25 protein-coding genes are annotated in these 26,065 nt (G+C 36.4%); 16 read left to right on the plus strand and 9 right to left on the minus strand.

Features of this window, described 5'->3' with window-relative positions; translation table 11 throughout:
* Positions 1-36: 36 nt before the first annotated feature.
* The 9 genes from RHO14_04390 to amtB all read left to right on the plus strand — a co-directional run bounded on the left by RHO14_04390 (position 37) and on the right by amtB (position 10,135).
* Positions 37-2,382, plus strand: coding sequence for a polymorphic toxin type 17 domain-containing protein (locus tag RHO14_04390; GenBank protein ID WVD72043.1), 2,346 nt, complete (start codon positions 37-39; stop codon positions 2,380-2,382).
* 16 nt (positions 2,383-2,398) lie between these two features.
* The gene (imm31, locus tag RHO14_04395) at positions 2,399-2,617 is read left to right on the plus strand and encodes an Imm31 family immunity protein (protein ID WVD72044.1); all 219 of its coding nucleotides are present in this window, start codon (positions 2,399-2,401) and stop codon (positions 2,615-2,617) included.
* 143 nt (positions 2,618-2,760) lie between these two features.
* Positions 2,761-3,888 (plus strand): hypothetical protein, encoded by a 1,128-nt coding sequence (locus RHO14_04400; GenBank protein WVD72045.1) that lies wholly within the window; start codon positions 2,761-2,763, stop codon positions 3,886-3,888.
* Between the two features lie 177 nt (positions 3,889-4,065).
* Entirely contained in the window at positions 4,066-4,935 is an 870-nt protein-coding gene (locus RHO14_04405; protein ID WVD72046.1) for a hypothetical protein, read from the plus strand.
* A 197-nt stretch (positions 4,936-5,132) separates the two neighbouring features.
* The gene (gene purE, locus RHO14_04410; protein ID WVD72047.1) at positions 5,133-5,666 is read left to right on the plus strand and encodes a 5-(carboxyamino)imidazole ribonucleotide mutase; all 534 of its coding nucleotides are present in this window, start codon (positions 5,133-5,135) and stop codon (positions 5,664-5,666) included.
* Between the two features lie 24 nt (positions 5,667-5,690).
* Positions 5,691-6,761, plus strand: a complete 1,071-nt coding sequence (purK, locus tag RHO14_04415) for a 5-(carboxyamino)imidazole ribonucleotide synthase (GenBank protein ID WVD72048.1) — start codon at positions 5,691-5,693, stop codon at positions 6,759-6,761.
* Positions 6,762-6,779: 18 nt separating this feature from the next.
* Positions 6,780-8,267 (plus strand): dGTPase, encoded by a 1,488-nt coding sequence (dgt, locus tag RHO14_04420; protein ID WVD72049.1) that lies wholly within the window; start codon positions 6,780-6,782, stop codon positions 8,265-8,267.
* A gap of 185 nt (positions 8,268-8,452) precedes the next feature.
* Positions 8,453-8,791: a P-II family nitrogen regulator gene (gene glnK / locus RHO14_04425; protein WVD72050.1), complete on the plus strand. Its 339-nt coding sequence runs from the start codon at positions 8,453-8,455 to the stop codon at positions 8,789-8,791.
* A gap of 45 nt (positions 8,792-8,836) precedes the next feature.
* The gene (gene amtB / locus RHO14_04430; GenBank protein WVD72051.1) at positions 8,837-10,135 is read left to right on the plus strand and encodes an ammonium transporter AmtB; all 1,299 of its coding nucleotides are present in this window, start codon (positions 8,837-8,839) and stop codon (positions 10,133-10,135) included.
* A gap of 53 nt (positions 10,136-10,188) precedes the next feature.
* Here the strand turns inward: amtB and hslU are convergent, their stop codons facing one another.
* Together hslU and hslV are read right to left on the minus strand one after the other, a co-directional pair.
* The gene (gene hslU / locus RHO14_04435) at positions 10,189-11,520 is read right to left on the minus strand and encodes an HslU--HslV peptidase ATPase subunit (protein WVD72052.1); all 1,332 of its coding nucleotides are present in this window, start codon (positions 11,518-11,520) and stop codon (positions 10,189-10,191) included.
* 130 nt (positions 11,521-11,650) lie between these two features.
* On the minus strand, positions 11,651-12,178 hold the full coding sequence (gene hslV, locus RHO14_04440) for an ATP-dependent protease subunit HslV (GenBank protein WVD72053.1): 528 nt from the start codon (positions 12,176-12,178) through the stop codon (positions 11,651-11,653).
* A 525-nt stretch (positions 12,179-12,703) separates the two neighbouring features.
* On the opposite strand from hslV, the gene leuA reads away from it, so the two are divergent.
* The 4 genes from leuA (at position 12,704) to leuD (ending at position 17,487) form a co-directional block, all read left to right on the plus strand.
* On the plus strand, positions 12,704-14,248 hold the full coding sequence (gene leuA / locus RHO14_04445; GenBank protein WVD72054.1) for a 2-isopropylmalate synthase: 1,545 nt from the start codon (positions 12,704-12,706) through the stop codon (positions 14,246-14,248).
* 63 nt (positions 14,249-14,311) lie between these two features.
* Positions 14,312-15,391: a 3-isopropylmalate dehydrogenase gene (leuB, locus tag RHO14_04450; GenBank protein WVD72055.1), complete on the plus strand. Its 1,080-nt coding sequence runs from the start codon at positions 14,312-14,314 to the stop codon at positions 15,389-15,391.
* A 69-nt stretch (positions 15,392-15,460) separates the two neighbouring features.
* Positions 15,461-16,873: a 3-isopropylmalate dehydratase large subunit gene (gene leuC / locus RHO14_04455; GenBank protein ID WVD72056.1), complete on the plus strand. Its 1,413-nt coding sequence runs from the start codon at positions 15,461-15,463 to the stop codon at positions 16,871-16,873.
* A gap of 11 nt (positions 16,874-16,884) precedes the next feature.
* Positions 16,885-17,487 (plus strand): 3-isopropylmalate dehydratase small subunit, encoded by a 603-nt coding sequence (gene leuD, locus RHO14_04460; protein ID WVD72057.1) that lies wholly within the window; start codon positions 16,885-16,887, stop codon positions 17,485-17,487.
* Between the two features lie 164 nt (positions 17,488-17,651).
* Here the strand turns inward: leuD and RHO14_04465 are convergent, their stop codons facing one another.
* Positions 17,652-19,178 (minus strand): hypothetical protein, encoded by a 1,527-nt coding sequence (locus RHO14_04465; protein ID WVD72058.1) that lies wholly within the window; start codon positions 19,176-19,178, stop codon positions 17,652-17,654.
* Positions 19,179-19,685: 507 nt separating this feature from the next.
* On the opposite strand from RHO14_04465, the gene hxpB reads away from it, so the two are divergent.
* Both hxpB and tmaR read left to right on the plus strand, forming a co-directional pair.
* A complete protein-coding gene (gene hxpB, locus RHO14_04470) occupies positions 19,686-20,357 on the plus strand; it encodes a hexitol phosphatase HxpB (GenBank protein ID WVD72059.1) in 672 nt (223 codons plus the stop codon).
* Positions 20,358-20,469: 112 nt separating this feature from the next.
* Complete coding sequence (gene tmaR, locus RHO14_04475) at positions 20,470-20,790, plus strand: PTS system regulator TmaR (protein WVD72060.1); 321 nt, start codon at positions 20,470-20,472, stop codon at positions 20,788-20,790.
* 63 nt (positions 20,791-20,853) lie between these two features.
* On the opposite strand, the gene yciH is transcribed toward tmaR, so the two are convergent.
* The 4 genes from yciH to tmk all read right to left on the minus strand — a co-directional run bounded on the left by yciH (position 20,854) and on the right by tmk (position 23,642).
* Positions 20,854-21,174, minus strand: coding sequence for a stress response translation initiation inhibitor YciH (gene yciH / locus RHO14_04480; GenBank protein WVD72061.1), 321 nt, complete (start codon positions 21,172-21,174; stop codon positions 20,854-20,856).
* A gap of 10 nt (positions 21,175-21,184) precedes the next feature.
* Positions 21,185-21,883: an orotidine-5'-phosphate decarboxylase gene (pyrF, locus tag RHO14_04485; protein WVD72062.1), complete on the minus strand. Its 699-nt coding sequence runs from the start codon at positions 21,881-21,883 to the stop codon at positions 21,185-21,187.
* A 96-nt stretch (positions 21,884-21,979) separates the two neighbouring features.
* Positions 21,980-23,017: a DNA polymerase III subunit delta' gene (holB, locus tag RHO14_04490; GenBank protein ID WVD72063.1), complete on the minus strand. Its 1,038-nt coding sequence runs from the start codon at positions 23,015-23,017 to the stop codon at positions 21,980-21,982.
* Complete coding sequence (gene tmk, locus RHO14_04495) at positions 23,004-23,642, minus strand: dTMP kinase (GenBank protein WVD72064.1); 639 nt, start codon at positions 23,640-23,642, stop codon at positions 23,004-23,006. Before tmk ends, holB begins: the two co-directional genes overlap by 14 nt.
* A 247-nt stretch (positions 23,643-23,889) precedes the next feature.
* Between tmk and RHO14_04500 the strand changes: the two genes are divergently transcribed.
* Positions 23,890-24,081 carry a hypothetical protein gene (locus RHO14_04500; protein WVD72065.1) on the plus strand — a complete coding sequence of 64 codons (192 nt, stop codon included), beginning with the start codon at positions 23,890-23,892 and terminating at the stop codon, positions 24,079-24,081.
* Between the two features lie 54 nt (positions 24,082-24,135).
* Here RHO14_04500 and RHO14_04505 read toward each other — a convergent pair whose 3' ends face one another.
* Complete coding sequence (locus RHO14_04505; protein WVD72066.1) at positions 24,136-24,786, minus strand: NAD(P)H-dependent oxidoreductase; 651 nt, start codon at positions 24,784-24,786, stop codon at positions 24,136-24,138.
* An 18-nt stretch (positions 24,787-24,804) separates the two neighbouring features.
* Positions 24,805-26,052, minus strand: a complete 1,248-nt coding sequence (locus RHO14_04510) for an AmpG family muropeptide MFS transporter (protein ID WVD72067.1) — start codon at positions 26,050-26,052, stop codon at positions 24,805-24,807.
* Positions 26,053-26,065: the final 13 nt, after the last annotated feature.

The raw sequence follows: 26,065 nt of genomic DNA on the forward strand, positions 1-26,065 counted from the left end.
ATGTAAAATAACAATAATAATAGGAACCGCATCGCAATGTACTTTTACCAATTGGTGTTAAATAAAGAGTGGCAAGCACTTCAAGAAGATTACTATCAAACTCGGCAAAATACTAACAGGTACATTACCAAGCCCAAACGGATTAAACATTATTATGACTGCGGCTACGATGATATCGTTAAGCACTTAGTTGCAAGCCCCGATAGCTGTAAAAATTTCTATCCTTTACTGCAACAAGTTGGTTTACCTTACCAAAGCTATTATCAAAAGTGCGCCGAAAAAGTGGCAAAGGTCTTAAAAATGGCGCTCTTTAGTGAGCAACTGGTATTAATTGAATTGCCGCCGCGTGATGGCTATTTTAATCCGTCCGCCTCAATAAATGACACTATAGCGGCTTTACCTGTAATAAAAGAGCCGATGTATGAGCCTGATGATAGTTGGATTATCGTTGATTTAGTTAACTATAAACCGCAGCAAATTGAGGTTCGTAATGCCGGCAATAGTTATGAGCATATCACTTTTGCTAAAACCAGCAGCGATGAGATTTTTTTAAAACACGGTGATATTTTTTCAGTAACGCCAGTTCTGCCCAAAGTGCATATTCTACTGGGCGGCAAACAAGGTCATTATGATTTAAGCCTACGCGGCGAACCGCCCCTTCGGGTTAAAAAACTCGCTCAAGCTTGGCTTGATGAACTAAGCGAACAACTTCGCACCGGTAATTCACCGTTTAGCATTGAGCAAGATGAGGCCATGGCCAGCGTGATTAACCATGGCTTTTCAGCGCAACATAATCCCAATGTCAAAGTCCTTGATGAATCGAAATGCTTTCGGCCTGACGAGCTAATTGGTGCACTATTTTATCAGCTGCTGTTAGCTCTCAATCAAACGCATTTTATTACCGCTAAGCAGCGCATGGGTGACCTTGCTTATGATGATAGCGAAGCGGCAATTACCGATTTCGATAAGCTCAAGCAAGCGGTTAAATCACTCGCGAACTTACGCCACAGTGAGGGGGATGATAAAGATGACTATGCGTATCATAATAGCGACTTGGCTAAAATCGCCAAAGAGTACCTTAATCAGCCTTTAATCCATGATGGCACCAATAGTGATAAAGATTATCAAAGTAAACTTCAAGCGCAAATAAAACACGATACGCAAGTTGATGGCCTAACCGATATTGAAAACCTCTATTTTACTGCCATCAAGCTGCTAAAACTATTACGTGAGCCGGGTATCATTAAGCATGTAGAAACGCGGCGAGAATATCAATTAAAAACCACTAAGTTAAATTATAAGCCTATCGAGTTAAAAGCCCTCGATTTTATTGCTTTAACCCTCCACCATAATTACCGCTATCAAATTAGCGCTGCCGATAACTCGGCTCAGTTTATTGGCCGTTTTAGCCTTGATGATAAACTCAAGATTAAAATCCCCACTAAATATGCCCATATCACCGAGTGGAGCTTAACCGCTACGCCCGTTGAAAATGACTTTGTTGATGAATTCTTCCCGACCTTAAAAAACCAATACCAAAGCATGCTATCAATGCCGGGCTTTACCCTTGGTGAAAGTGATGTCGGGATTATGTACGCAAATACCATGATAGGCGGCGATAAATCATTAAGTAATCTAACTGCTTCAGCGCAAGTGGCTGGCGGCGCGGTCAGTTTATACTTAGCTGCGGCAATTGGCGCAACCGGCATTGGCGCGCCACTGGCCGGCACTATCGGATTTATTGGGCTTGATAACTTACAAGCAGGCACTCGAAGCTTATTATCACAAGATACAACAACCACTTACGGCGCCCAGTTTTTAGAGTGGGCTGGTGTGCCAAAAGGTTATGGTGAACTTGTTTATGGCCTATTTGATATCAGCGTTATCACCAAAGCGGGTTATGCATTAAAAGCCACTAATCAAGTCTATAATGTGGTTAAAGTAAAACCGATTGCGAGTGCAAAACCACAACAAATAATAAAAGCCGACGAAGTTGCGATTTCGGTTGAAAATATCACCAAAAACCAGCTTAATAAAATTGAGTTTAAAGAGCCTATTTTTAATCCTAATGGCTCTTTTGGTGCGGCTAAAATATGGACTGTTGCACAACGACTTAAATATGCTAAATTACCAACAACTGGTAAGATAAGGTTTGTTCCAAGAATAGGATATACTCCAAGCGATCCCCTTCCAAAGGGAATTAATAATGGTTATGTAGATAGATTTAAAAATGAATGGATTAAAGGCCCTTCAAGAACCGTTGGTCAAGAATTTGAATGGGATGTTCAATTATTTAAGCTAGGGACAAAACAATTGGGCTGGGCTTCTCGAGATGGTAAACATCTAAATGTTTCTTTAGATGGAAAAATAACACACAAATAGAATAATAGAGAATGAAATGAATAAATTTGAATTTTATCAAGAGGTTGAGATTCTGCCAAACTCCATTCAAAAAGAATGTATTGGTAAAAAAGGTATTATAACAGGCGTTAGCGAAGAAAATGGGGTTATTTTTGGCTATGCAGTTGACTTATATGATGAAGAATACGGCTACTATTTTAAGGCTGATTGCTTAAAGCCAACAGGAAAGCAATTCAAGCGAGAAGATTTTTATTAATATTCATTTGATAGGTTTTTTTTCTAATATTTCAACTAAGTTTTTGGCATGCCTATATAATTAATTGGGGACAATTCAATGTTATAGATTTTTAGTTTTAATACGTCAAATATAGTAGAGGATCACATACCTTCGAGGATAAGATGAAAATAAGAATAATATATAAAAACTTAAAAGAAATATTATTAATTCCAGTAGTGCTCGCTCCAGCAGGGGTTTTGTGGGGATTTACATTAATGTGGTTTTTTTTCAATAAAATAGATAGAACAGATCTTTTTATTTCAGCGATATCAAGCAACAATATATTAATATTACTATCAGTTAGTTTTATCTGGCTTGCTACTTTATTAGCATTTATCGTTTTTTTGCCAAGTCTTTATTTCCATTTATTAATTAAGGTATTTTATCCTCAACTTCCAGCTGATATTTTGGCCTTATCTATCTTTAAAAAAAGTTTATACAATGCATTTATTATAATTTTTATAATTTTTATTCTTTCTTGTTTTGATTCCTTTGATATAGGTTCTTTTTATTTGTTGTTATTAACCGCTATTGTTTCTTTATTATTTACTTTAAAGTTAGGCGAAAAAGTTAATTTTTTAGATATAAAAAAAATGTGGCAAAAGAAAATCAAAATAAGCTGGAAGAATAAACTATATATTTTTATTATAATATTTATATCTTCAACTTCAACTGTCTTTCCTACTAACTTGGTTTTACATTCATTTTATTCAACATCAACGTATTTTGATCTTTCTTTTATAATTATACTTATAGTTTCTATGTTTTTTATTATAGTTACTTATTTACCTATTTATATTTATCTCAAAATGAAAAGTAACTCAAAGTATAAAATACTCATATTATTTTTTTTTAGTGCAATAATAATGGGATTGTTATTATTTTCTAATATTTTCATAAAAATATTTGAGACTTCTCATTTAATCGAAAAGAAAAGTTATTTAGTTTTGATGAATAAAAAAGACTACCCTTTGTATTTATTTGATCAAAATATTTGGGAAGTGAATATGATTGATCCGCAAGAAGGATTATTCACGATGAATGTTGAAAGATTGTTGAATTTATCTGACAAAACGTTAATTTGCCCGAAAGGAACTCATACTCGGTTAAATAAGAATTCAATTATTGAAGTCGATGGTTTTAGTCTTAAACGATTAGTTAGCAACGCAGAACTTTATCAAGCAACTGAAATGTGCATGTTAATTAATAATGACCAAGTTCACTTTAAAATAGAGAAACATAAGTCTTAAATTTGATACTTAATATATAGGAGTAAGGAATTACTTGCTTGTTTATGTCGGTTATTCTGTTCTGTTCGGTTATTACCACAACGGCTTTTGATTGTACAATTTTTTAATATGATTGTTGCTCTGAAAATTACGGCGATGATCAACAACTCCATCAATTATAGCTTAGAGATATTTGAAATGAAAAAAATATTAATTGTAGTTATCTCAGTACTATTTACAACTCTAATTCAAGCAAAAGAAACAGAATGGAAAATTAATGAAAATGAGTTTAATCAGCTAACCATAATCCTCAAAATAAACAAAGAAGATACTGAATGCCTATTAGATACGGGATCAAGGTCTGCGCTAAGTTTACCTTTGGAGATTATTAATAAAATCCCAAATAAAATTAAAAAAAAGGATAAACTAAAATCGACAGATGCTATTGGCAATGTGCGTTATACTCAACAATTTGTTTTATATGATTTTATGGTTAATGATTTATTCTATAAAGAATTAGATATCGATGAATATAAACTATGGGGATTTACGTTAGGACCTGATGGATTGAGTAGTGAAAACTATGGTGTAGAATTTACCTGTGTTGTTGGTTTTAACTTATTTTCAAAGCATCTTCTAACAATCGACATTAGAGATCAAAAGCTTATTATATCCGATGATTTCTCTACGCAATTAAAAGATGATTGGATACAAATCCCATTTTCTACTACAGAAAAAGGACACTTATTATTAAGCTTAACGGATAATATGAAAAATTACATATTCGGCTTAGATTCTGGTGCATCTGCAAATTTAATAATGTCACAACGGCTTTCTAAAAATATTAAATTATTAAGACAAGAAGATATTCCTTATCCGATAATAGAGCTTTCATATATTGATATTCCAAATAAGAATGAATATTTTATAGCTATTGATGGATTTACTGAACAAATGCCATTTGATGGTCTTTTGGGCTATGATTTTTTTTATAATAACATAGTTAAAATTGACTATAAGCATCGAAAAATATGGGTAAAATCGTTGCCAAAGGGTGAGAATAATTAATGCCTTGTTGTCAGGCGGATATTTGCTAGTTGTATTATAATTATAGTAATTAGCTTAATTGGACAAAGAAATATTTTAGTAATATTTAACCTAACCTTTAACAAGACTACATTAACCATAATTAATAAAAAATAATCTATAACTCATCGGTTAAATTCTCTATAATAGAGCTCTCTTGATTTTGATGAGTATCTATTATGTCTAAAAACCCATTAGCCAGTTCGTCAGTCAAAACCACTCAAAGTAATAAAATTGCAATTGTTATGGGCTCAAAAAGTGATTGGGAAACCATGCAGCATGCTGCCGATATTTTAACTAACCTATCTATTGCTTTTTCTGTTGAAATTGTGTCAGCCCATCGCACTCCCGATAAGTTATTTACCTTTGCTGAGCAAGCGAAAGCGAGTGGCATTGAGGTCATTATTGCTGGTGCGGGCGGTGCGGCTCATTTACCCGGCATGTTAGCGGCTAAAACGTTAGTGCCCGTTTTAGGCGTGCCTGTTCAAAGCGCCGCGTTAAGCGGCATTGATAGTTTATATTCTATTGTGCAGATGCCAAAAGGGATCCCCGTTGGCACGCTTGCAATAGGCAAATCCGGTGCGGCGAATGCCGCATTATTAGCGGCGCAAATACTTGCCATTCACGATAAAACACTTTTCAATCGCTTAGTAAAATTTAGACAAACACAAACGAATGATGTGCTAGCAAGTCCAGATCCAAGGATTAATTAATTTATAATAACTAGGAAATGACGTATGAAATCGGTATGTGTATTAGGGAATGGTCAACTAGGACGAATGCTAAAACAAGCCGGCGAGCCACTTGGCATTCATGTTTATCCCGTTGGGTTAGATATTTTACCCGCCTCGATCCCTTATCAAGATTGTATTATTACCGCTGAAATAGAGCGCTGGCCTGATACCCCTTTTACTCAAATTTTAGCTAGTCATCAGGCTTTTATTAATCGAGATATTTTTCCTATTATTGCCGATAGGCTAACTCAAAAGCAGTTGTTTGATAGTCTACATTTACCGACTGCAAAATGGTTTGTATTAAATAGCCAAGATGATTGGTCAGCACGGTTTAATCAATTAGGTGAGCGATTAATTGTTAAGCGGCGAGTAGGTGGCTACGATGGGCGAGGTCAGTGGCGCGTTAAGCAAGACTCTATTTCGCAAGTGCCAATTGACGCTTACCAAACATCTATCGTTGAGGAGTCCATTGCATTTGATGGTGAAATGTCATTAATTGGTGCCCGTAATTATGCGGGTGACACGGTATTTTATCCGCTAACGCATAACTTACACCAAGATGGCATTTTAAATATGAGCGTTGTTTTTCCTGATGTTGATAACAAATTGCAACAACAAGCACAAACAATGCTTAGCACGATAATGAATAAACTTAATTATATTGGCGTTATGGCGATGGAATGCTTTGTTGTTGGCGATAAGTTATTAATTAATGAATTAGCGCCACGGGTTCATAATAGTGGCCATTGGACTCAAAATGGCGCATCGATTAGTCAATTTGAACTGCATTTACGGGCTATTTTAGGTTTACCTTTACCTATGCCAAATGTGTTTGCGCCCTCGGTGATGGTTAATTTGATTGGCACAAAATACGATATAAATTGGTTGTCTATCGCACTGGTTCACCTGCATTGGTATCAAAAAGAGGTTAGAGCTGGGCGCAAAGTCGGTCATTTAAATTTAACACATCAAAATCATCAAGTGTTATATAATGCATTACAACAGTTAATCCCGCTACTTCCCGCTAATTATTTAACGGCGATAACGTGGGCACAGGCTAAATTAGCACAGTGAATAATTAAAGAGCGGATCATGGTCAATTTCAGCAATAAAATTAGTTATCAGCGCAAATTAGGGCAGCATAAGGAGCATTTATCTGATGAATATTCCCTTATTCGCTGCTTTGAAAGCGATCGTGGTCGAATTATTAACTCCGCAGCTATTCGTCGTTTACAACAAAAAACGCAGGTTTTTCCGCTAGAGCGTAATGCGGTGGTGCGCACTCGCTTAACGCATTCACTTGAAGTACAGCAAGTGGGCCGCCATATTGTAAAAGATATTTATCAGCGCTTAGCGCGTAATAAGCAGCTCGAACAATATGGGCTTGATAAACTTAATGTTGTAATTGAAAGTTTGGTTGAAATGGCGTGTTTAATGCATGATATTGGCAACCCGCCATTTGGCCATTTTGGTGAAGCTGCGATTAATGATTGGTTCACTCGGCGCTTGGGCATTGATAAAGAAAAAGTGCGCTACGAGTTATTAGCTTATCAAGTTGATGAAATTGATCTTAATAATTTACGTAAAAAGGTACGCCAAGATCTGTGTAATTTTGAGGGTAATGCCCAGGCCATCAGATTAGTTCATACCATCTTACAACTTAATTTAACCTATTCGCAAATCGCCAGTATTTTAAAATATACTAAGCCTGCTTATTGGACAGAGTCTATTCCTGAACAATTTAATTATTTAATGAAAAAGCCCGGTTTTTATTTAGCCGAGGAGCCTTTTGTTAAAGAATTGATGGCAAGTGTTGAGCTGCAAGAATATCATCGCTATCCACTCACATACATTATGGAAGCAGCTGATGATATTTCTTACTGTATCGCTGATTTAGAAGATGCAGTTGAAAAACGTATTTTTACCGTTGATCAGCTTTATCAATATTTAAAAGAAGAGTGGGGACCGACTAAAAAAGGTGATTTATTTGATTCAGTGGTAAAGCGGCCTTATGATAATTTAACTAAAAAGGGGTATGATCCAATTAGTATTGACCAATTTTTTATGTATCTACGCGTCAATACCATTGGGGAACTTGTGCCACATGCCGCCGAGCGGTTTATTGAAAATATTGACGAAATTTATGCGGGTTCATTTAATCACGCTCTACTTGAAGATCGTGATGCACAGTTTAAATTACTCAGTATTTTTAAAAACGTCGGTTTTAAGCATGTATTTAATCATGAGTCGGTCGAAAATATTGAGCTACAGGGCTATCGTATTATTAGTGGGCTGCTTGATATTTATAGTCCGTTACTGGCGATGCCTGAACATGATTTTAGCCAATTGGTTGAAGAAAATCGACATAAAGGCTATATGATTGAAACCCGCCTTTATCATAAACTATCAGCTAAACATTGTATTGCTTATCAGCAAGCAGTTAAATTACTTGATAAAAATGATCCTACTTTCCTTATTTGGGAATTTTATTATCGTGCTCGTTTGATTCAAGATTACATCAGTGGCATGACCGATCATTTTGCGTATGATGAGTATCGCAAGTTAATGGTGAGTGATTAGCACAGTATTGGTGCGAATTTAAGTGGTGATAGTTTCAAATCTATTTTTAATTTATCGATCACTGCCTTTAAATATCACTCATTTACCTCTTTTCCTGTTAAATCTGCCTATCAAACGCTATATTCAAAATTTGGCATAACATTTGCATTATCTTAATTGATACTTTCAATTATGAGGATAGTGCAATGAAATTAGTTACCGTCATTATTAAACCTTTCAAGCTAGAGGAAGTGCGTGAAGCGCTGTCTAATATTGGCGTCAATGGTTTAACAGTTAGCGAAGTAAAAGGGTTTGGTCGGCAAAAAGGACATGCAGAGCTTTATCGTGGCGCCGAATATACCGTCAATTTTTTGCCAAAAGTAAAAGTGGATATCGCGATAGTTGACGAGTTACTTGATGAGGTTGTCGCAACCATAACTAAAGCTGCCTACACCGGGAAAATAGGTGATGGAAAGATTTTTATTACCTCGCTTGAAAATGTGATCCGTATTCGCACCGGCGAAACAGATGAAGCTGCACTTTAATGATACTGCTAATTAGGCATAAATGATCTAGATAGGACGTTAATTATGTTAAAAAAAATAATAGTACTCTTAACGATTTTTACCTCAAGTGCGGCATTTGCTGATGAAGTTATTATTGAGCAGGTTGTAAGTGTTACTGATAAAGCTGATAATGCATTTATGATGATTTGTACTGCGTTAGTTTTATTTATGTCAGTGCCTGGTATTGCGCTGTTTTACGGCGGCTTACTGCGCTCAAAAAATATTCTTTCGATGCTAACTCAAGTGTTATTTACTTTTTCACTTATTAGTGTGCTTTGGATCTTATATGGTTACTCATTAGCCTTTGGTGAGGGTAACTGGTTTTTTGGTAATTTTGACGCTATTTTATTAGCAGGGATCAAAATTACCGATTTACAAGGCTCGATCTACCAATTGATTTGGGTTGCGTTTCAAGGCTCTTTTGCTTGTATTACCTGCTGTTTGATCCCCGGTGCTTTTGCTGAGCGAATTAAGTTTTCAGCGGTTATTATTTTTATGGTAATTTGGTTTACCTTTTCTTATATACCAATGGCGCATATGGTTTGGGGGGGCGGAATACTTGGCGATGAAGGCGCGCTCGATTTTGCTGGTGGCACCGTTGTGCACATTAATGCCGCTGTAGCAGGTTTAGTTGGGGCTTATTTAATTAGGCACCGCTTAGGGTTTAATAAAGAGGCATTAAAACCTTTCAACTTACCTTATGTTTATCTTGGCGCCGCTATTTTATATATCGGTTGGTTTGGCTTTAATGCGGGTTCATCGACACATGCTGATGAAATTGCTGGGCTTGCATTTATTAATACTGTTGCGGCAACTGCGGCGGCGGTGCTTTCTTGGTCTGCAATTGAGTGGTTCCATCGGGGTAAACCATCTTGCCTTGGTGCCTGTTCTGGCGTTATTGCAGGGCTAGTTGGTATTACCCCTGCAGCGGGCTTTGTTGGCGTTGGTGGGGCGTTAATTATTGGACTAATTTGCGGTGGTGCTGGTGTTTTTGGCGTATCGGCACTAAAACGATTATTACGCGTTGATGATACTTGTGATGTATTTGGTGTGCATGGTGTTTGTGGTATTGTCGGCTGTCTATTAACGGGCGTATTTACCTCTGAATCTCTTGGCGGCGTTGGTTATAATGAGGGTATAACAATGATATCGCAAATTGGCATTCAAGCGATGAGTATTGTCACTTGTGTGGTTTGGACTGCGGTCGTCGCATTTGCTGCTTTTAAACTTGCCGATAAAGTTGTTGGTTTACGAGTTGCGGAAGAGCAAGAACGAGAAGGGCTTGATATTAATAGCCATGGTGAAAGTGCATTTAATCATTGATTAATTTGTGGCAATAAATAGCAAAAGGGCTAGATTGACTAGCCCTTTTTTAATTAAAGTATAAATTTGCTTAGATCTTCATCAGCAACAAGTTTGTCTAGGTGACTGCTTACATAATCAGCATCAATAGTGATGCTTTTACCACTAAGATCGCTTGCTTCAAATGAGACTTCTTCCATGAGCCTTTCAAGGACTGTGTGTAACCGACGGGCACCAATATTTTCATTTTGTTCATTTACTTGCCATGCTGACTCGGCAATTTTACGGATCCCATCTTGAGTAAATTCAATATTTACGCCTTCAGTAGCCATTAATGCTTTATATTGAACCGTTAATGAGGCATTTGGCTCAGTTAAGATCCGCTCAAAATCTTCGGTTGTTAAGGCTTGTAACTCAACTCGGATTGGTAAACGGCCTTGTAACTCAGGGATCAGATCCGATGGACTTGCCGTTTGGAAAGCGCCCGATGCAATAAATAAAATATGATCAGTTTTTACTGAGCCATGCTTAGTTGATACTGTGCAGCCTTCAACTAATGGTAATAGGTCGCGCTGTACTCCTTCGCGAGAAACATCAGGCCCCGATGCGTTGCCACCTCGTTTGCAGACTTTATCTATTTCATCGATAAAGACGATCCCATTTTGTTCGACTGCTTCTATCGCTTCATGTTTTAAATCATCAATATTAACGAGTTTAGCCGCTTCCTCTTCAATAAGCTGTTTGAAAGCATCTTTGATTTTCATTTTACGTGGTTTTGTTTTTTGACCACCTAAATTTTGAAACATTGATTGAAGTTGGTTGGTCATATCTTCCATACCAGGAGGTGCCATTATCTCAACGCCAATATTTACACCAGAAACTTCAATTTCTATCTCTTTATCATCAAGTGAACCTTCACGTAATTTTTTACGAAATGCTTGCCTTGCTGTTGAGTCGGTGGTGTTTTCAGTTTGTCCCCAGCCATCTTTAGCTGGCGGCACTAACACGTCTAAAATGCGATCTTCAGCTAATTCTTCTGCGCGATTATGGTTTTTATCTATTGCTTGGCTACGGATCATTTTTACCGCTGAGTCGGTTAGATCACGAATGATTGAATCGACTTCTTTGCCAACATAACCGACTTCGGTAAATTTAGTTGCTTCAACTTTAATAAACGGCGCATTAGCTAATTTAGCAAGGCGGCGAGCAATTTCTGTTTTACCAACACCTGTTGGCCCAATCATAAGAATATTTTTCGGTGTTACTTCATGACGCAACTCTTCATCAAGTTGCATACGACGCCAGCGGTTACGTAGGGCAATTGCGACAGCGCGCTTTGCTTTATCTTGACCAATAATATGTTGATTAAGTTCGCTAACGATTTCTCTAGGTGTCATTTCGGACATAATTCTTTCTCTTTAAATTTAGTTATAAAGGATTATTTGTAATACATCTTTTTTATCAAAAAGATTAACGCCAGTTGGCGAATTGTTATCACCTTAAATCTAACAAAAATTTGTATTACAAATAGAATAATTAGTAATTTAACTCTTCAATAGTTTGGAAACCATTGGTATACACACAGATGTCACCGGCAATAGTTAGTGATTTTTGAACAATATCTTTAGCCGATAGCTCACTGCTATCTAATAATGCTCTAGCAGCGGCTTGTGCGTAAGGCCCACCTGAACCAATTGCAATAAGATCATCTTCTGGCTGTATTACATCGCCCGTACCAGTAATAATTAATGATGCCGTTTCATCAGCAACGGCGAGCAGCGCTTCAAGTTTACGTAGCATTCTATCTGTTCGCCAGTCTTTAGCTAATTCAACGGCTGCTTTTGTTAGGTGCCCTTGATGCATCTCTAATTTACGTTCAAATAACTCAAATAAAGTAAAGGCATCAGCAGTGCCACCAGCAAATCCAGCAATTACTTTATTGTTATAAAGGCGACGCACTTTTTTGGCATTACCTTTCATGATGATCCGTTCACCTAGTGTAACTTGGCCATCGCCACCAATGACAACTTGCCCATTACGACGGACGCTAACAATTGTAGTCACATTCTACTCCTTAAATTTAATCAGTTGGCGTATTTTCTTGCCAAATTTGGCGGTATAAAAGCTATATTGGGATGATAAAATTATTTTCAACTATTAAAATTTTGAGTGCATTATGATTAAATGCTTTTTTATTTTTATTGGTGTGAACAACTTTAGCGTAAGTCTGTTATTTATGGTTTGAAATAAGTTTATTTTCACTATAATGTGGCCTTACAACAAAAAAATAACGATTAAATCATCATATATAAAATTGTTACTTGACACATAAACTAATATTTGGTAGAAATAACACCAATATTTTTATGGTAATTAAGAGAATTTAATGTTTAGTTCAATAAACCTCCTACTCAGCCTCCTCCTCGCATTTCGTTGCGCGGATTGTCTGTGTGTGAAGTAAAATTGATCTAATCATCTACTTTATAAATAACAGAAACCCGCGCTAAGTTGCGGGTTTTTTGTTTTTGGCACATAGCAAACTCGCAAGATAAACTGGCAATTTAGTGCTTAATAAAAAGGAAAATCAAAATGAGCGACCAAGTAATTATTTTTGATACAACATTGCGTGATGGTGAGCAAGCGTTACAAGCGAGTTTAAGCGTTAAAGAGAAGCTACAAATAGCGTTAGCGCTAGAAAGAATGCGTGTTGATATTATGGAAGTCGGTTTTCCCGTATCGTCACCTGGTGATTTTGAATCAGTACAAACGATTGCTAAAACGATTAAAAATAGTCGTGTTTGCGCACTAGCGCGCTGCGTTGATAAAGATATTGATGTTGCGGCTGAGGCGTTAAAAGTTGCCGAACAATTTCGTATTCACACCTTTATGGCAACGTCAACGTTACATGTTAAAGATAAGTTAAGAATGACGTTTGATGATGTCATTGAAAGAGCGGTTCATAGTGTTAAGCGAGCTCGTAATTATACCGATGATGTTGAATTTTCTTGCGAGGATGCAGGGCGTACGCCAATTGATGATTTATGCCGAATAGTTGAAGCGGCAATTAAAGCTGGCGCAACAACAATTAATATTCCTGATACGGTTGGTTATACAGTGCCTTATCAATTTGGCGGCATTATTCGTAATTTATTTGAACGAGTACCTAATATCAATAAAGCGATCATTTCGGTTCACTGTCATGATGATTTAGGAATGTCAGTTGCTAACTCAATTAGTGCGGTTCAAGAAGGTGCAAGGCAAATTGAAGGCGCAATGAATGGCTTAGGTGAAAGAGCGGGTAATACGGCTTTAGAAGAAGTTATTATGGCAATTAAAGTTCGTCAAAATATCTTAAATGTACATACGAACATTAATCATCAAGAAATTTATCGCACGAGTCAAATTGTTAGCCAGTTAGCAAGCACGCCAATTCCTGCCAATAAAGCGGTTATTGGTAGTAATGCTTTCGCCCATTCATCGGGCATTCATCAAGATGGTGTATTAAAAAATCGTGAAACTTATGAAATAATGACGCCAGAATCAATTGGCTTAAACCAAGTTCAATTGAATTTAACTTCCCGCTCAGGTCGCGCTGCGGTTAAACATCGTTTAGATGAGTTAGGATACCGAGATGGCGATTATGATTTAGACCAAATTTATACGGCATTTTTAGCGTTAGCCGATAAAAAAGGGCAGGTTTTTGACTACGATTTAGAAGCGTTAATTTTTATGAACAAATTAAACGATGACGAAGAGCATTACTCTTTAGATTATTTTAATGTTCAGTCAGGTACTACCGTCGTTTCAACCGCCTCTGTTAGCTTGATGGTTGGTCAAGATAAAAAGTCAGATGCGGCAACGGGTAATGGCCCTGTTGATGCGGTTTATCAAGCAATCCATCGTATTACTAATATTCCCGTTTCAATTGTAAAATATCAATTAGCTGGCAAGGGCCAAGGCGAAAATGCGTTAGGCCAAGTTGATATCGTTGTTGAGCACAATGGTCGACGTTTTCATGGTATTGGGCTTGCAACCGATATTGTTGAGTCATCAGCAAAAGCGTTAATTAATGCATTAAATAATATTTACCGAGCAACGATTGTTGCTAAAGAAAAGCAACGTTTACATGGTTAATCGACCAAGATTATCGAATTAAATAATAAATTAAATATAAAGTTAAAATAGTTGAGGATCATTATGTCACAGTCATACCATTTAGCAGTATTACCCGGAGACGGGATCGGCCCTGAAGTGATGAAACAAGCTTATAAAGTGCTTGAAGTTATCAGGCATAAATATCAATTATCTATTACCACTAGCGAATATGATGTTGGTGGCGCAGCGATTGATATTCATGGCTGCCCATTACCAAAAGAGACTTTAGCTGGCTGTGAAAAAGCAGATGCCATATTATTTGGTTCGGTTGGCGGGCCTAAATGGACTAATTTACCGCCAGATGCGCAGCCTGAGCGCGGCGCGTTATTGCCACTGCGTAAACATTTTAAATTATTTGCAAACATGCGCCCAGCAAGTCTTTACCAAGGATTAGAAGAGCTGTGCCCATTACGTGATGATATTGCTAAGCGTGGTTTTGATATTTTATGTATGCGCGAACTAACCGGTGGGATCTACTTTGGTTTACCAAAAGGCCGTGAAGGTAGTGGGCCACAAGAGCGTGCATTTGATACTGAAGTGTATCACCGCTTTGAAATAGAGCGTATTGCTAAAATGGGATTTGAAGCCGCACGTCTACGCCGTAAAAAAGTGACATCTATTGATAAAGCCAATGTGTTACAAACATCTATTTTATGGCGTGAAGTGGTGAGCGAAGTTGCTAAGAATTACCCAGATGTAGCTCTTGAGCACATGTATATTGATAATGCGACAATGCAGTTAATTAAAGATCCTTCGCAATTTGATGTGGTGTTATGTTCAAATTTATTTGGTGATATTTTATCTGATGAATGCGCCATGATAACAGGCTCAATGGGTATGCTTCCTTCTGCAAGTCTAAATGAAGATGGCTTTGGTTTGTATGAACCCGCTGGTGGTAGTGCTCCTGATATTGCAGGGAAAAATATTGCTAATCCTGCGGCGCAAATTTTATCATTAGCATTATTAGTTCGATACAGCTTAAAACGTGATGATATTGCAAAAGCAATAGAGCAAGCCGTTAATAAAGCGTTAGAACAAGGCGCACGTACAATTGATTTAGCTCGCGGTGGTAAACACGTTTCAACTGATGAGATGGGCGATATTATTTGTCGATTGATTTAGTGGTTTAAATTTTCAATAGGATTATCGGTAAAATCGATAGTCCTAATAAAACGATAAAGGAACACAGCAATGTCAGAAGTAAAACCAAAAACGTTGTATCAAAAATTATATGATGCACATGTTGTTTATGAAGCTGAGAATGAAACGCCAATTTTATATATTGATCGTCATTTAGTTCACGAAGTAACGTCTCCTCAAGCATTTGATGGATTACGTGCGATGAACCGTAAAGTGCGTCAGCCACATAAAACATTTGCAACAATGGATCATAATACTTCAACGAAAAGTAATGAATTAAGTGCATGTACTGAAATGGCGCGTATTCAGTTAACTGAACTTGCCAAAAATGCCAAAGAATTCGATATTTCTCTTTACGATCTAAGTAGCCCATTGCGTGGCATTGTGCACGTTGTCGGGCCTGAGCAAGGTATGACATTACCGGGTATGACAATTGTTTGTGGTGATTCTCATACTGCAACTCATGGTGCCTTTGGCGCTTTAGCATTTGGTATTGGTACATCGGAAGTTGAGCATGTGCTTGCAACTCAAACCTTAAAGCAAAGCCGTGCTAAAACCATGAAAATTGAAGTAACAGGGCAAGTTTCAGCTGGGATCACTGCAAAAGATATTATTTTAGCCATTATCGGTAAAACAACCAGCGCTGGCGGCACTGGCTACGTTGTTGAATTTTGTGGTGACGTTATTAAGTCACTATCGATGGAAGGCCGTATGACGTTATGTAATATGGCTATTGAGATGGGGGCTAAAGCCGGAATTGTGGCTCCTGATGAAATCACTTTTGAGTATTTAAAAGGTCGTCAATATTCGCCTAAAGGTGATGATTTTGTTAAGGCTGTTAGCTACTGGCAAACACTAAAAACGGATGACGGTGCGCAGTTTGATAAGGTTGTTACTTTAGCGGGTAAAGATATTGCTCCACAGGTGACTTGGGGAACAAATCCGGGTCAAGTTACGGCAATTGATGCACAAGTCCCTAATCCTGATAATTTTATTGATCCAATTGAAAAAAATTCAGCAGAGCGTGCATTAACTTATATGGGCTTAACTGCGGGCACAAAGATGTCCGATATTAAAATTAATAAAGTCTTTATTGGTTCATGTACTAATTCACGTATTGAAGATTTACGCGCGGCGGCGGAAATTGCAAAAGGGCGTAAAGTTGCTTCAAGTGTTCAGGCGTTAGTTGTGCCAGGTTCTGGGCCAGTCAAAGCGCAAGCTGAAGCAGAAGGACTTGATAAAATTTTTATCGCTGCTGGATTTGAGTGGCGCTTACCGGGTTGTTCAATGTGCCTTGCGATGAATGATGATAAATTAGCGCCAGGCGATCGCTGCGCATCAACGAGTAATCGTAATTTTGAAGGTCGACAAGGCCGTGATGCAAGAACGCATTTAGTGAGCCCTGCGATGGCAGCAGCCGCTGCAATTACAGGTCACTTTACTGATATTCGTAAACCATTTTAAGGAGAGCAATCATGGCTAAATTTACAAAACATACAGGCTTAGTTGCTCCTTTAGATGCAGCAAATGTCGATACTGATGCAATCATTCCTAAGCAGTTTTTACAAAAAGTGACCCGTACAGGTTTTGGTAAACACGCATTTCATGAATGGCGTTTTTTAGATGATGCAGGTCAAAAAGCCAATCCTGAGTTTGTGCTAAATAAACCTCGTTACCAAGGCGCTAGTATTTTACTAACGCGCGAGAATTTTGGTTGTGGTTCATCGCGTGAGCATGCGCCGTGGGCGTTAGCTGATTATGGCTTTAAAACCATTATTGGCTCAAGTTTTGCCGATATTTTTTATAATAACTCATTTAACAATCAATTGTTGTTAGTCAATCTTTCAGAAGATGATGTTGATGAATTATTTAAAATTGTTGAAGCCAATGAAGGTATTGAGTTTACCGTTGATCTTGAAAATGAAGTTGTTAATGCTGGCGGTAAGTCTTACTCATTTAAAATCGATCCATTTAAACGTCACTGTTTATTAAATGGACTTGATAATATCGGTTTAACATTGCAACATGAAGTTGAAATAAGTACTTATGAAAAAAACATTCCCTCGTTTTTAGTATAAGTAAAATCAAAGGTTAGACGTTAAAAAAACAAAACAGATTTTAATTCTGTTTTGTTTTTTTATGGTTGGAAAAATTATTAACTATCTGTTTTATTTAATGATTATTTAGCTTGTACTACAGCAAGTAATAACGTTGAGTTTTAACATTAATTTTTATTAATAAGCTAACCACGGCACACAGATAGAATTGTTGTGTAAGTGCCTGATCTTGCAATAATATCGCCTTGTGCTCGTACCGCATAGACGATGTTACCGGTTTTATTGGCAATTTCAGATGTCCAATATCCTGATTTATTTGCCCATGGGCTTGCATCATAGCTTCTCAAATAACCCCACTCTCCAGCAAATGTGCCATCAGCGGTACGGGTATAAGCTCCGCCTTCTTTTTGGGAACTATTCGTTTTTTCAGGTATGTTAGCTGGGATAGCGTTGGTTATTTCAGCGCGTTTGAAAAGATAATTGTGACGTAAACCAAAACTAATATCAGAGGGACGAGTGACTGTATTTAGTCCACATGCAATTAAACCAGAAAAAGTATCGGCATCATTTAAATTTGTACTTGCTGACGATGTAGAGTTGTAGGCAAATTTATAATTATCATTTGTAATTGTTGCCGCCTTTGCCCAAAGTGTTGGCACTGGTAAGGTAAAACTATCGACTACATTCCAGCTGACACCGTTATCGGCACTATATTCTAAATCAATTGTGATCGGGCTAGTAAATTTATTAGTGGTATAAGTGATTTGGCATCCCATACCAACATTATTGGTTCCAACACTTGGGGTTTGGATTATATTTGATGATGAAGTTTTGCAGCGATAAACATTTTGTGATTCACCTGGTTTTAAAGTACCTAATACCGAGAAGGCGGCATTTGCAAATCCTGTTTTAGGAAAATCAATAGGAGTACTACCTGCTGTTTTTCCTCTTAAGGCAGAAACTTTAAAACCTTTATTTAGATCAAAATAGGTACTGTTATAACCTTGTGAATTTAACATAGTTCCCAAACCTACTACTCCCCCTGAACTATAATTATCATTTTCTTTTAGCGGTGTGTATGATGTTTTCCCCCAAGTTGGATCAATATCTTTAGTTTTCAAATATTCGATACATCTTGCATCGCTTGGTGATGGCTCAAGTTGGTATCTGACTGTTTGGTTACTATAAATTCTATCTGATGGCACGCCATATCGAGTTTGTGCCGTTATGTTATTTTGCGTTTCGATATCTAAATAGTAGGGGCCTTGGCATGAATTAAATTCGTTCGTTAAATTTGTTACTTGGCCTCTTTCATTGGTAAATTTCGCTTTCATTGAGCCACTAATCGTTGCGGGGTTTAGTTGGCTAGTATCTTCATCGCTATCACTAACATGGATCCCAGTCGTTTCATTTGCAATAAGTGGATAATCGTTTCCATCGGCTGTTATTAGTAGTTTTAAATCACTAAATTTTGTGCCGCTAGGAATGGTAATTTGATTGGCATTCATACTCGCATCAATCCAGCTACCATCAGGAAGCTCAAAGCCTAATAAACTATCTGTTTTGTCAAGTTTATGGCCATTGAATAGGATATAAGGCCTTGTTCCTTCAATTATTTGGTCTGTTGTTGTTACTAGACTTGCATTAGCGCTCAATGTTGTTATAAAAAATAAATTAATACCAATGATTTTTCTATTCGTAAAATAAAGCATTTGTTTCTCCTACCTATTACTAATAACGTTAATGTTATTGATATAGGCTAATTATTATCCATTTAAAATAACTGCAAAATTGATCAGGTTAGATTTTAACGCGGTATAGTGTTAAACAGAAGCATAATTTATCGTAAATAATTAGTTTTGTACTTTAAATAAAATAATTATTGATAAAAAATTTCTTATGTTTGTTACTTGTTGTTATAGTTGTACTTTTGTTGATGATTGTAGTTTGATATTGGGGATTGATATGGCTATTTATTCGTGAAAACTTACCTTTTTATAAGGTGATTTTTTCGTTATGCTTACCGCTGCCTTTTTTTACTGAATGAGTAACAAGAAAAAAACATACTGCTTGATAGCGCTTTATACGAATGAACATCATTGCCATTTGTTGTATAATGGTAAGTAAAATATGTCTTTGCTGTATAATAAATTTTTTGATTAAACTCAAGAAATCGGCTTACTGACAAAGCGATATAACATTAATTAGGGCGACTGGTTATGATAAAATTATTTAATACAAAAGCGGTTTTGTTTGATATGGATGGTATATTGCTTGATTCAGAGCCTCTATGGGAAGATGCAGTAAAAGAGTCGCTAGCACTTTATGGTGTGGATTATGATGAATTACACCAAAATTATCAATTATCAACAACAGGTATTAGAATTGATCAGGTTGTTGATTTATATTGTAAAATAGTGCCGCAAAAGAACATTCCACCAAAGCAAATGGTTGATAAAATTATTGACTTAGTTATTGATAAAATTTTGGCAACTAAGCCGATATTACCCGGTGTTAATGAAGCATTAGCACTCTGTCATGAACTTGGATTAAAAGTAGGCCTTGCTTCATCTTCACCCATGAGAGTGATTGAAGTTGTAACCGATTGTTTAGGGATAACATCACAGTTTGATATTCGTGTTTCTGCCGAAAAATTAAATTATGGTAAGCCTCATCCTGCTGTTTACTTGCAAGCGGCAGCGCAAATTGCAGTTGACCCATTAAATTGTTTAACTATTGAGGACTCTTTAGCTGGGATGGTTGCGACTAAAGCGGCAAGAATGACGTCTATTGTCGTTCCGGCTAGTTGTGATAGTCATTTTCCTCAGTGGTGCTTAGCCGATCACCATTTATCATCATTGCTTGAGCTTAATAAAGTACACTTAAAATAATCAAAAAGTGTTGATTAAGTTTTTAATTTAGTCCACTTTCAAGTATAACTAGTATATACTTACAAACAGCATGACAATTTATATATTAACAATTTGATATAAGGAGTTATAAATGGAAAAGGATAAAGTTGTAAAACCTTCATTCCAGAATGTATTAGAATATGTTCGCTTATCTCGTCGTTTAAATAAACTCAAACGTGAAATCACTGATAATGAAAAGAAAATTCGTGATAATCAAAAACGAGTATTATTACTTGAAAATTTGAGTGATTATATTAAGCCAAACATGACTTATGATGAAATCCAAGCAATTATTGCAAACATGAAGCTTGACTATGAAGATCGTGTTGATGATTTTATTATCAAAAATGCTGAAATATCAAAAGAACGTCGTGAAATTTCGACGAAAATGAGAACAATGAGCGGTAGTTAATTTTATTGCTCAAATAAAAAAGCAAAACAGATGTTTTGCTTTTTTTATGCCATGAGAATAAGATCAGCCACCCGATAATTTGACTTTAAAGCCTTTTTGCTCAAGTAGTTCTTTTAGTAAATCTCGTTTATCACCTTGAATTTCAATCAAGCCATCTTTAGTGCTTCCACCGCAGCCACAGCGTTTTTTTAATTCTGCAGCAAGTTTGGTGAGTTCCGTATCATCTAAATCAAGCCCAATAATAACAGACACGCCTTTGCCTTTACGACCCGCAGTTTGTTTTTGAATTCGAACAATACCATCACCTTTGGGGCGCGTGACTGTTTCTTGCTCCGGTTTAATTCGACCTATTTCACTTGAATAGACGAGTCGGTTATCTGACATATTAACTGCCTTAACTTAAATCGAGTGTTGATAAGATATTTTTTAAGGTTTGTTCTGGTTGTTCAGACTGTGTTATTGGTCTACCTATCACTAAATAATCAGAGCCTGCTGCTTGAGCGCGCTGTGGCGTCATAATTCGGCGCTGATCATCAGGGTCACTACCAACAGGTCTTATGCCTGGAGTAACTAATTTAAAATCACTGCCTAAACGTGTTCTAAAGCTTTGTACTTCTTTCGCCGAACAAACAACACCATCTAAACCACAGTTTTTAGCAAGCACAGCAAGTTTAGTTGCTTGTTCAAGGGGCGAAATATTAATACCAATTTCTTGTAAATCGGCCATTTCCATACTTGTTAGTACTGTTACGGCTATTAATATTGGTGCATCTTTACCATAAGAATAAAGGGCATCTTTCGCCGCTTGCATCATACGTGATCCACCGCTAGCATGGACATTTGTCATCCAAACGCCTAAATCTGCTGCAGCGGTAACTGCACTTGCAACGGTATTTGGAATATCATGAAATTTTAAATCTAAAAAGACATCAAAGCCTTTGTTTTGAATTTGTCTAATAAAATCCGGTCCAGCTATTGTAAATAACTCTTTGCCTATTTTTAACCGACAATCTTGCGGTTCAACGCGGTCGATAAAGTTCCAAGCTGATTTTGTATCGGCAAAATCTACAGCGACAATAATTGGGGATGGCATGTTAATAATTCCTTTGTATAAATTAGTATAATGTCATAATAATTAATTGAGATAGATAGGCCGACATTATAGCAAGACTATCTCTCTATTTTGAAGTTAATTAATCGAAGAATTAATGATTATTTCTGATTGGGCTAATAGGTTACTAATAATTAACTCTTGATTTAAGCTCGTAATTGTTACAAGCTGCTCTCTTGCCTCTCGAAAGAGCGCATACAGCTTTATGATTTTTTCTGTACCAAAGCTCGCAATAAGCCTTACTAACGTAACTTGATCTCGGTTAGTAATAAATCGGCCCGATTTCTGTCTTGCTTTTAGCCCATCATTTAATAGCATACAAAACCAATTTAAGGGTATTAATACATTTTCTTGATTAATAAAACTATCACGTAAGTCCCATAAATTATGCTCAGCTAAACAAGTTTGTAACTTATTATTTAGTTGTTCTCGTTGCTGCCATTGTTCTGCTTCAAGTAGCTTTAACGCCGCAAAAGGGGCATTATTATTTAATAATAATGCCGTTGCTAATTGGTTATCATTGTATTTATTAGACGTGACTTGTGATTTTAACCAAGAAATTGATGATTCAAGATCTGGAACAGCTAAAAAATAAAACTGACAACGGCTACGAATAGTCGGTAATAATTGACCATTATCGATATCTGAAAGTAAAAAATAAGTATTTTCAGGCGGTTCTTCTAGGGTTTTTAATAGTGCGTTTGCTGCTGCTTCAGTCATTAACGATGCGTTAGTTATCCAAATAACTTTATTACCGCCTTGCTGTGCTCGCTCATATATTTTTGTCGAAATTTGCCTAATTTGATCTATGCCTATCGATAACTTATTTTTTTCAGGTTCAATAACATAATAATCAGGGTGATTATTTGCTAAAAATAATTGGCAGTTATGGCACTGACCACAAGGTTCATTTTTTTCGGGGCTGAGGCATAATAAACGCATCGCAAGTTTTGTCAGTACTTTATTTTCGCCACAACCAATAACATATTTTATCAATAGTGCATGATGACCATGACCATGACCATGACCATGGCCATTAGCTAGGGGTAAAGTGAGCTGTTGATACGCTTTTATTAGCCAAGGGTAATTTATTAATGAGTCGTTAATTAATGCCATTACTGTTTAACCATGTATTAAGAGCATCTTCAATTGCCTTAGTCACTTTTTCTAATGATTTGGATGCATCAATGGTGATTATTGAGCTATCTTGACGCGCTAAATCTAAATATTGACAACGGATCCGGTTAAAGAAATCTAATGATTCTTGTTCTATTCTATCAAGCTGTCCTCTTGCTTTTGCACGTTTTAAGCCTAATTCCGGAGTAATATCCATGTAGAGTGTTAAGTCGGGTTTAAAACCGTCAAGAACATTTTCTCTTAACATTGCCATAAAATGAGGATCAATTTTTCTGCCACCACCCTGATAAGCTTGTGTCGATAAGTCATGCCTATCACCAATCACCCATTTATTGGCGGATAAAGCAGGTTTTATTACGTTATCAATTAATTGTATTCGAGCCGCGTAAAACATCAGTAATTCAGCTTTATTAGTTAACGGATCGCCAGCTACGCCATTTTTAATAATATCTCGTAATATTTCAGCAATAGGGGTTCCACCTGGTTCTCTTGTGTAAACCAATTGATTGATTTTCTTTTGATTTAAAACACGAGTGATTGTTTGAATAGCTGTTGTTTTTCCAGCACCTTCAAGACCTTCAATAACGATGAATTTACCGAGCATAATTTGATCCTTAGCGATATTGGTCAGAATTATACTATTTATCTAACAAAATGCCCATTGATTTAACATTAACAATTTTTGTAATTAAGTTTTTTTATCTTTAAAGCTTGTTTTTTAAAATGTAACCGCATTGTAAAAAAATCGTTAATTGTTATTTTTGTGTTGAAAAATTATTTTTAGCCATCATAATAACACTAAACCATTAATCGGTATTAATGACATAGTTAAATAAGCGGAGATAACTAAAATGATTGAAGATATAAAAATAGACCAAGTTGAATCAGTACTACGTAAACTTAATTGGGCGCATGAAATTTTAAGTTCAGCTCAAGATAGTACTGATGATAGAGGAACTTCTGATATTTTATCTGGAGTGCAATTTATCATAAACTCTGCATCACATGATGCAGAAATGCTATATAAAGTATTGACAAAGTAATTAGATTTTTTTCCTATCGAGTCCTTTTTAACCCGCTTTTTTGCGGGCTTTTTTTTATAAAAAACTTGATACGTCTGATTTTTTCCATCTTACTTGTTCGGTTTGAGTATTTTTGCGGTAGCCAAATGCTAAGCATAATGCGACGCCAAAATTGTTTATACTAAGTTGTGGCAACTGCTTTTCTAGCTCCGCTATCACTTTTTCGCCTTGAAATCCGCCGATAGCACATGAATCTATTCCATGATAAGCCGCTGCTGTCATCATATTTGCACTGGCAATATAGCACTGCATTTCAGACCAGTTATTAATGCTGATACCTTCTGGCAAACCTTTTGTACAGTAATTTATAAAATATTGACATGCTGCATCGAGATCAAACGACGCACCTTCAACCGGTAATGTTCTTTGTACCGTTTGTCTTAAATATTCACTTTGCATCGTAAATTGTGTATCTTTACGATAAAGCACGATAATTAAATCAGAACAGCTAGTAATTTGTTCTTGTCCATAACAAAGCGGTTTTAGCCGCTGTTTAATAGCAATATCACTGATAATTACAAAATGCCAAGGCTCCATCCCAAAAGAAGAAGGCGACTGCCTGCCGGCATCTAAGATATAATCAATTTCTTCTCGAGATATTTGTTTTGTGTCATCAAAAACTTTGCAAGCATGACGAAAATTAAAGGCTTGTGTTAGCTTATCCATGTGTTCTCCAATAATAATTTATTCTTTTACGTGCCAAGGCGCGACTTTAAACAATAGTAGCATTCCTGGTATGGCAAGTATTGTACATAACCAAAAAAAGTTAGTCCAACCTAAGCTTGACGATAATATTCCTGATATAGCATTTAACAATGAGCGAGGTAATGCTGATACCCCAGTAAATAATGCGAATTGGGTAGCTGTAAATAATGGGTTGGTATTTTTAGCAATATAAGTAACTAAGGCTGCACTCCCCATTCCTACGCCAATGGACTCTACACTAATAACTGTGGCAAGCATCAATAATTGATTCGTCCCTATAGATGTAAAAGGTCCTTTACTTGCTATCCATACAAAACCTAAAATCGAAAAAGCCTGTACAAAGCCTGAAATCCATAAGGCACGATTTAATCCAAATTTAGTGATTAATGTTGCTCCCAAAAATGCTCCAATAATACTTGGCCAGACAACGGCATTTTTTGCTACAGTACCTATATGTTGAGTATCAAAGTTCATATCAAGATAAAATGTTGTTGCTAAAGACGTCGCAAGACTATCACCAAGTTTATAAAGAGCGATGAATATTAAAATACAAATTGCATTAGATATTGATGAACGATAAAAAAATTCTCTTATCGCATCTTTAAATGAAGGTCTTCCATTTTTGTTATATTTAGGGTGAGAAGGCTCTTGTAGTTTTATCGTAATAATAAGGAGTGGGATAATAAATGCGGCAGTAAAAAGATATACCTCAAACCAATCAACATAATGGGCAATAATTAAAGATAGACCGCCTGGAATAAAACCAGCTATTCGATAGGCATTAATATGTATACTATTGCCGGTACCAAGCTCTTCGTCTGTCAATATTTCTCTTCTATAAGCATCTATTGCAATATCTTGTGTTGCTGAAATGAGTGAAGTAAAGAGGCTTAACAGTATGATGATGTTAATATTTGCTTGAGGTGAAATAAGACCAAATGTTGGTATAATAATTAGTAATGCTAATTGAGTAACTAGTATCCAACCTTTACGATATCCTAATGAAAAGGGTGAAATTTTATCTAGCCAAGGAGACCATAAAAATTTAAGTAAATAAGGTAATTGGGTTAGCGTAAAAAAGCCTATTGTTTTTAGATCAACACCACTAACTCGTAACCATGCGGGTAATAATTGAATAATTATAAAAAATGGTAAACCGGAACAAAATCCAGTATAAACACAAAGTAGCAGTTTTTTATTGAAGTAAGAAGATAATGGTTTATTCATGTCTTTTAACAAG

The organism is Orbaceae bacterium lpD04, assembly GCA_036251935.1.
GTDB lineage: Bacteria > Pseudomonadota > Gammaproteobacteria > Enterobacterales > Orbaceae > Orbus > Orbus wheelerorum.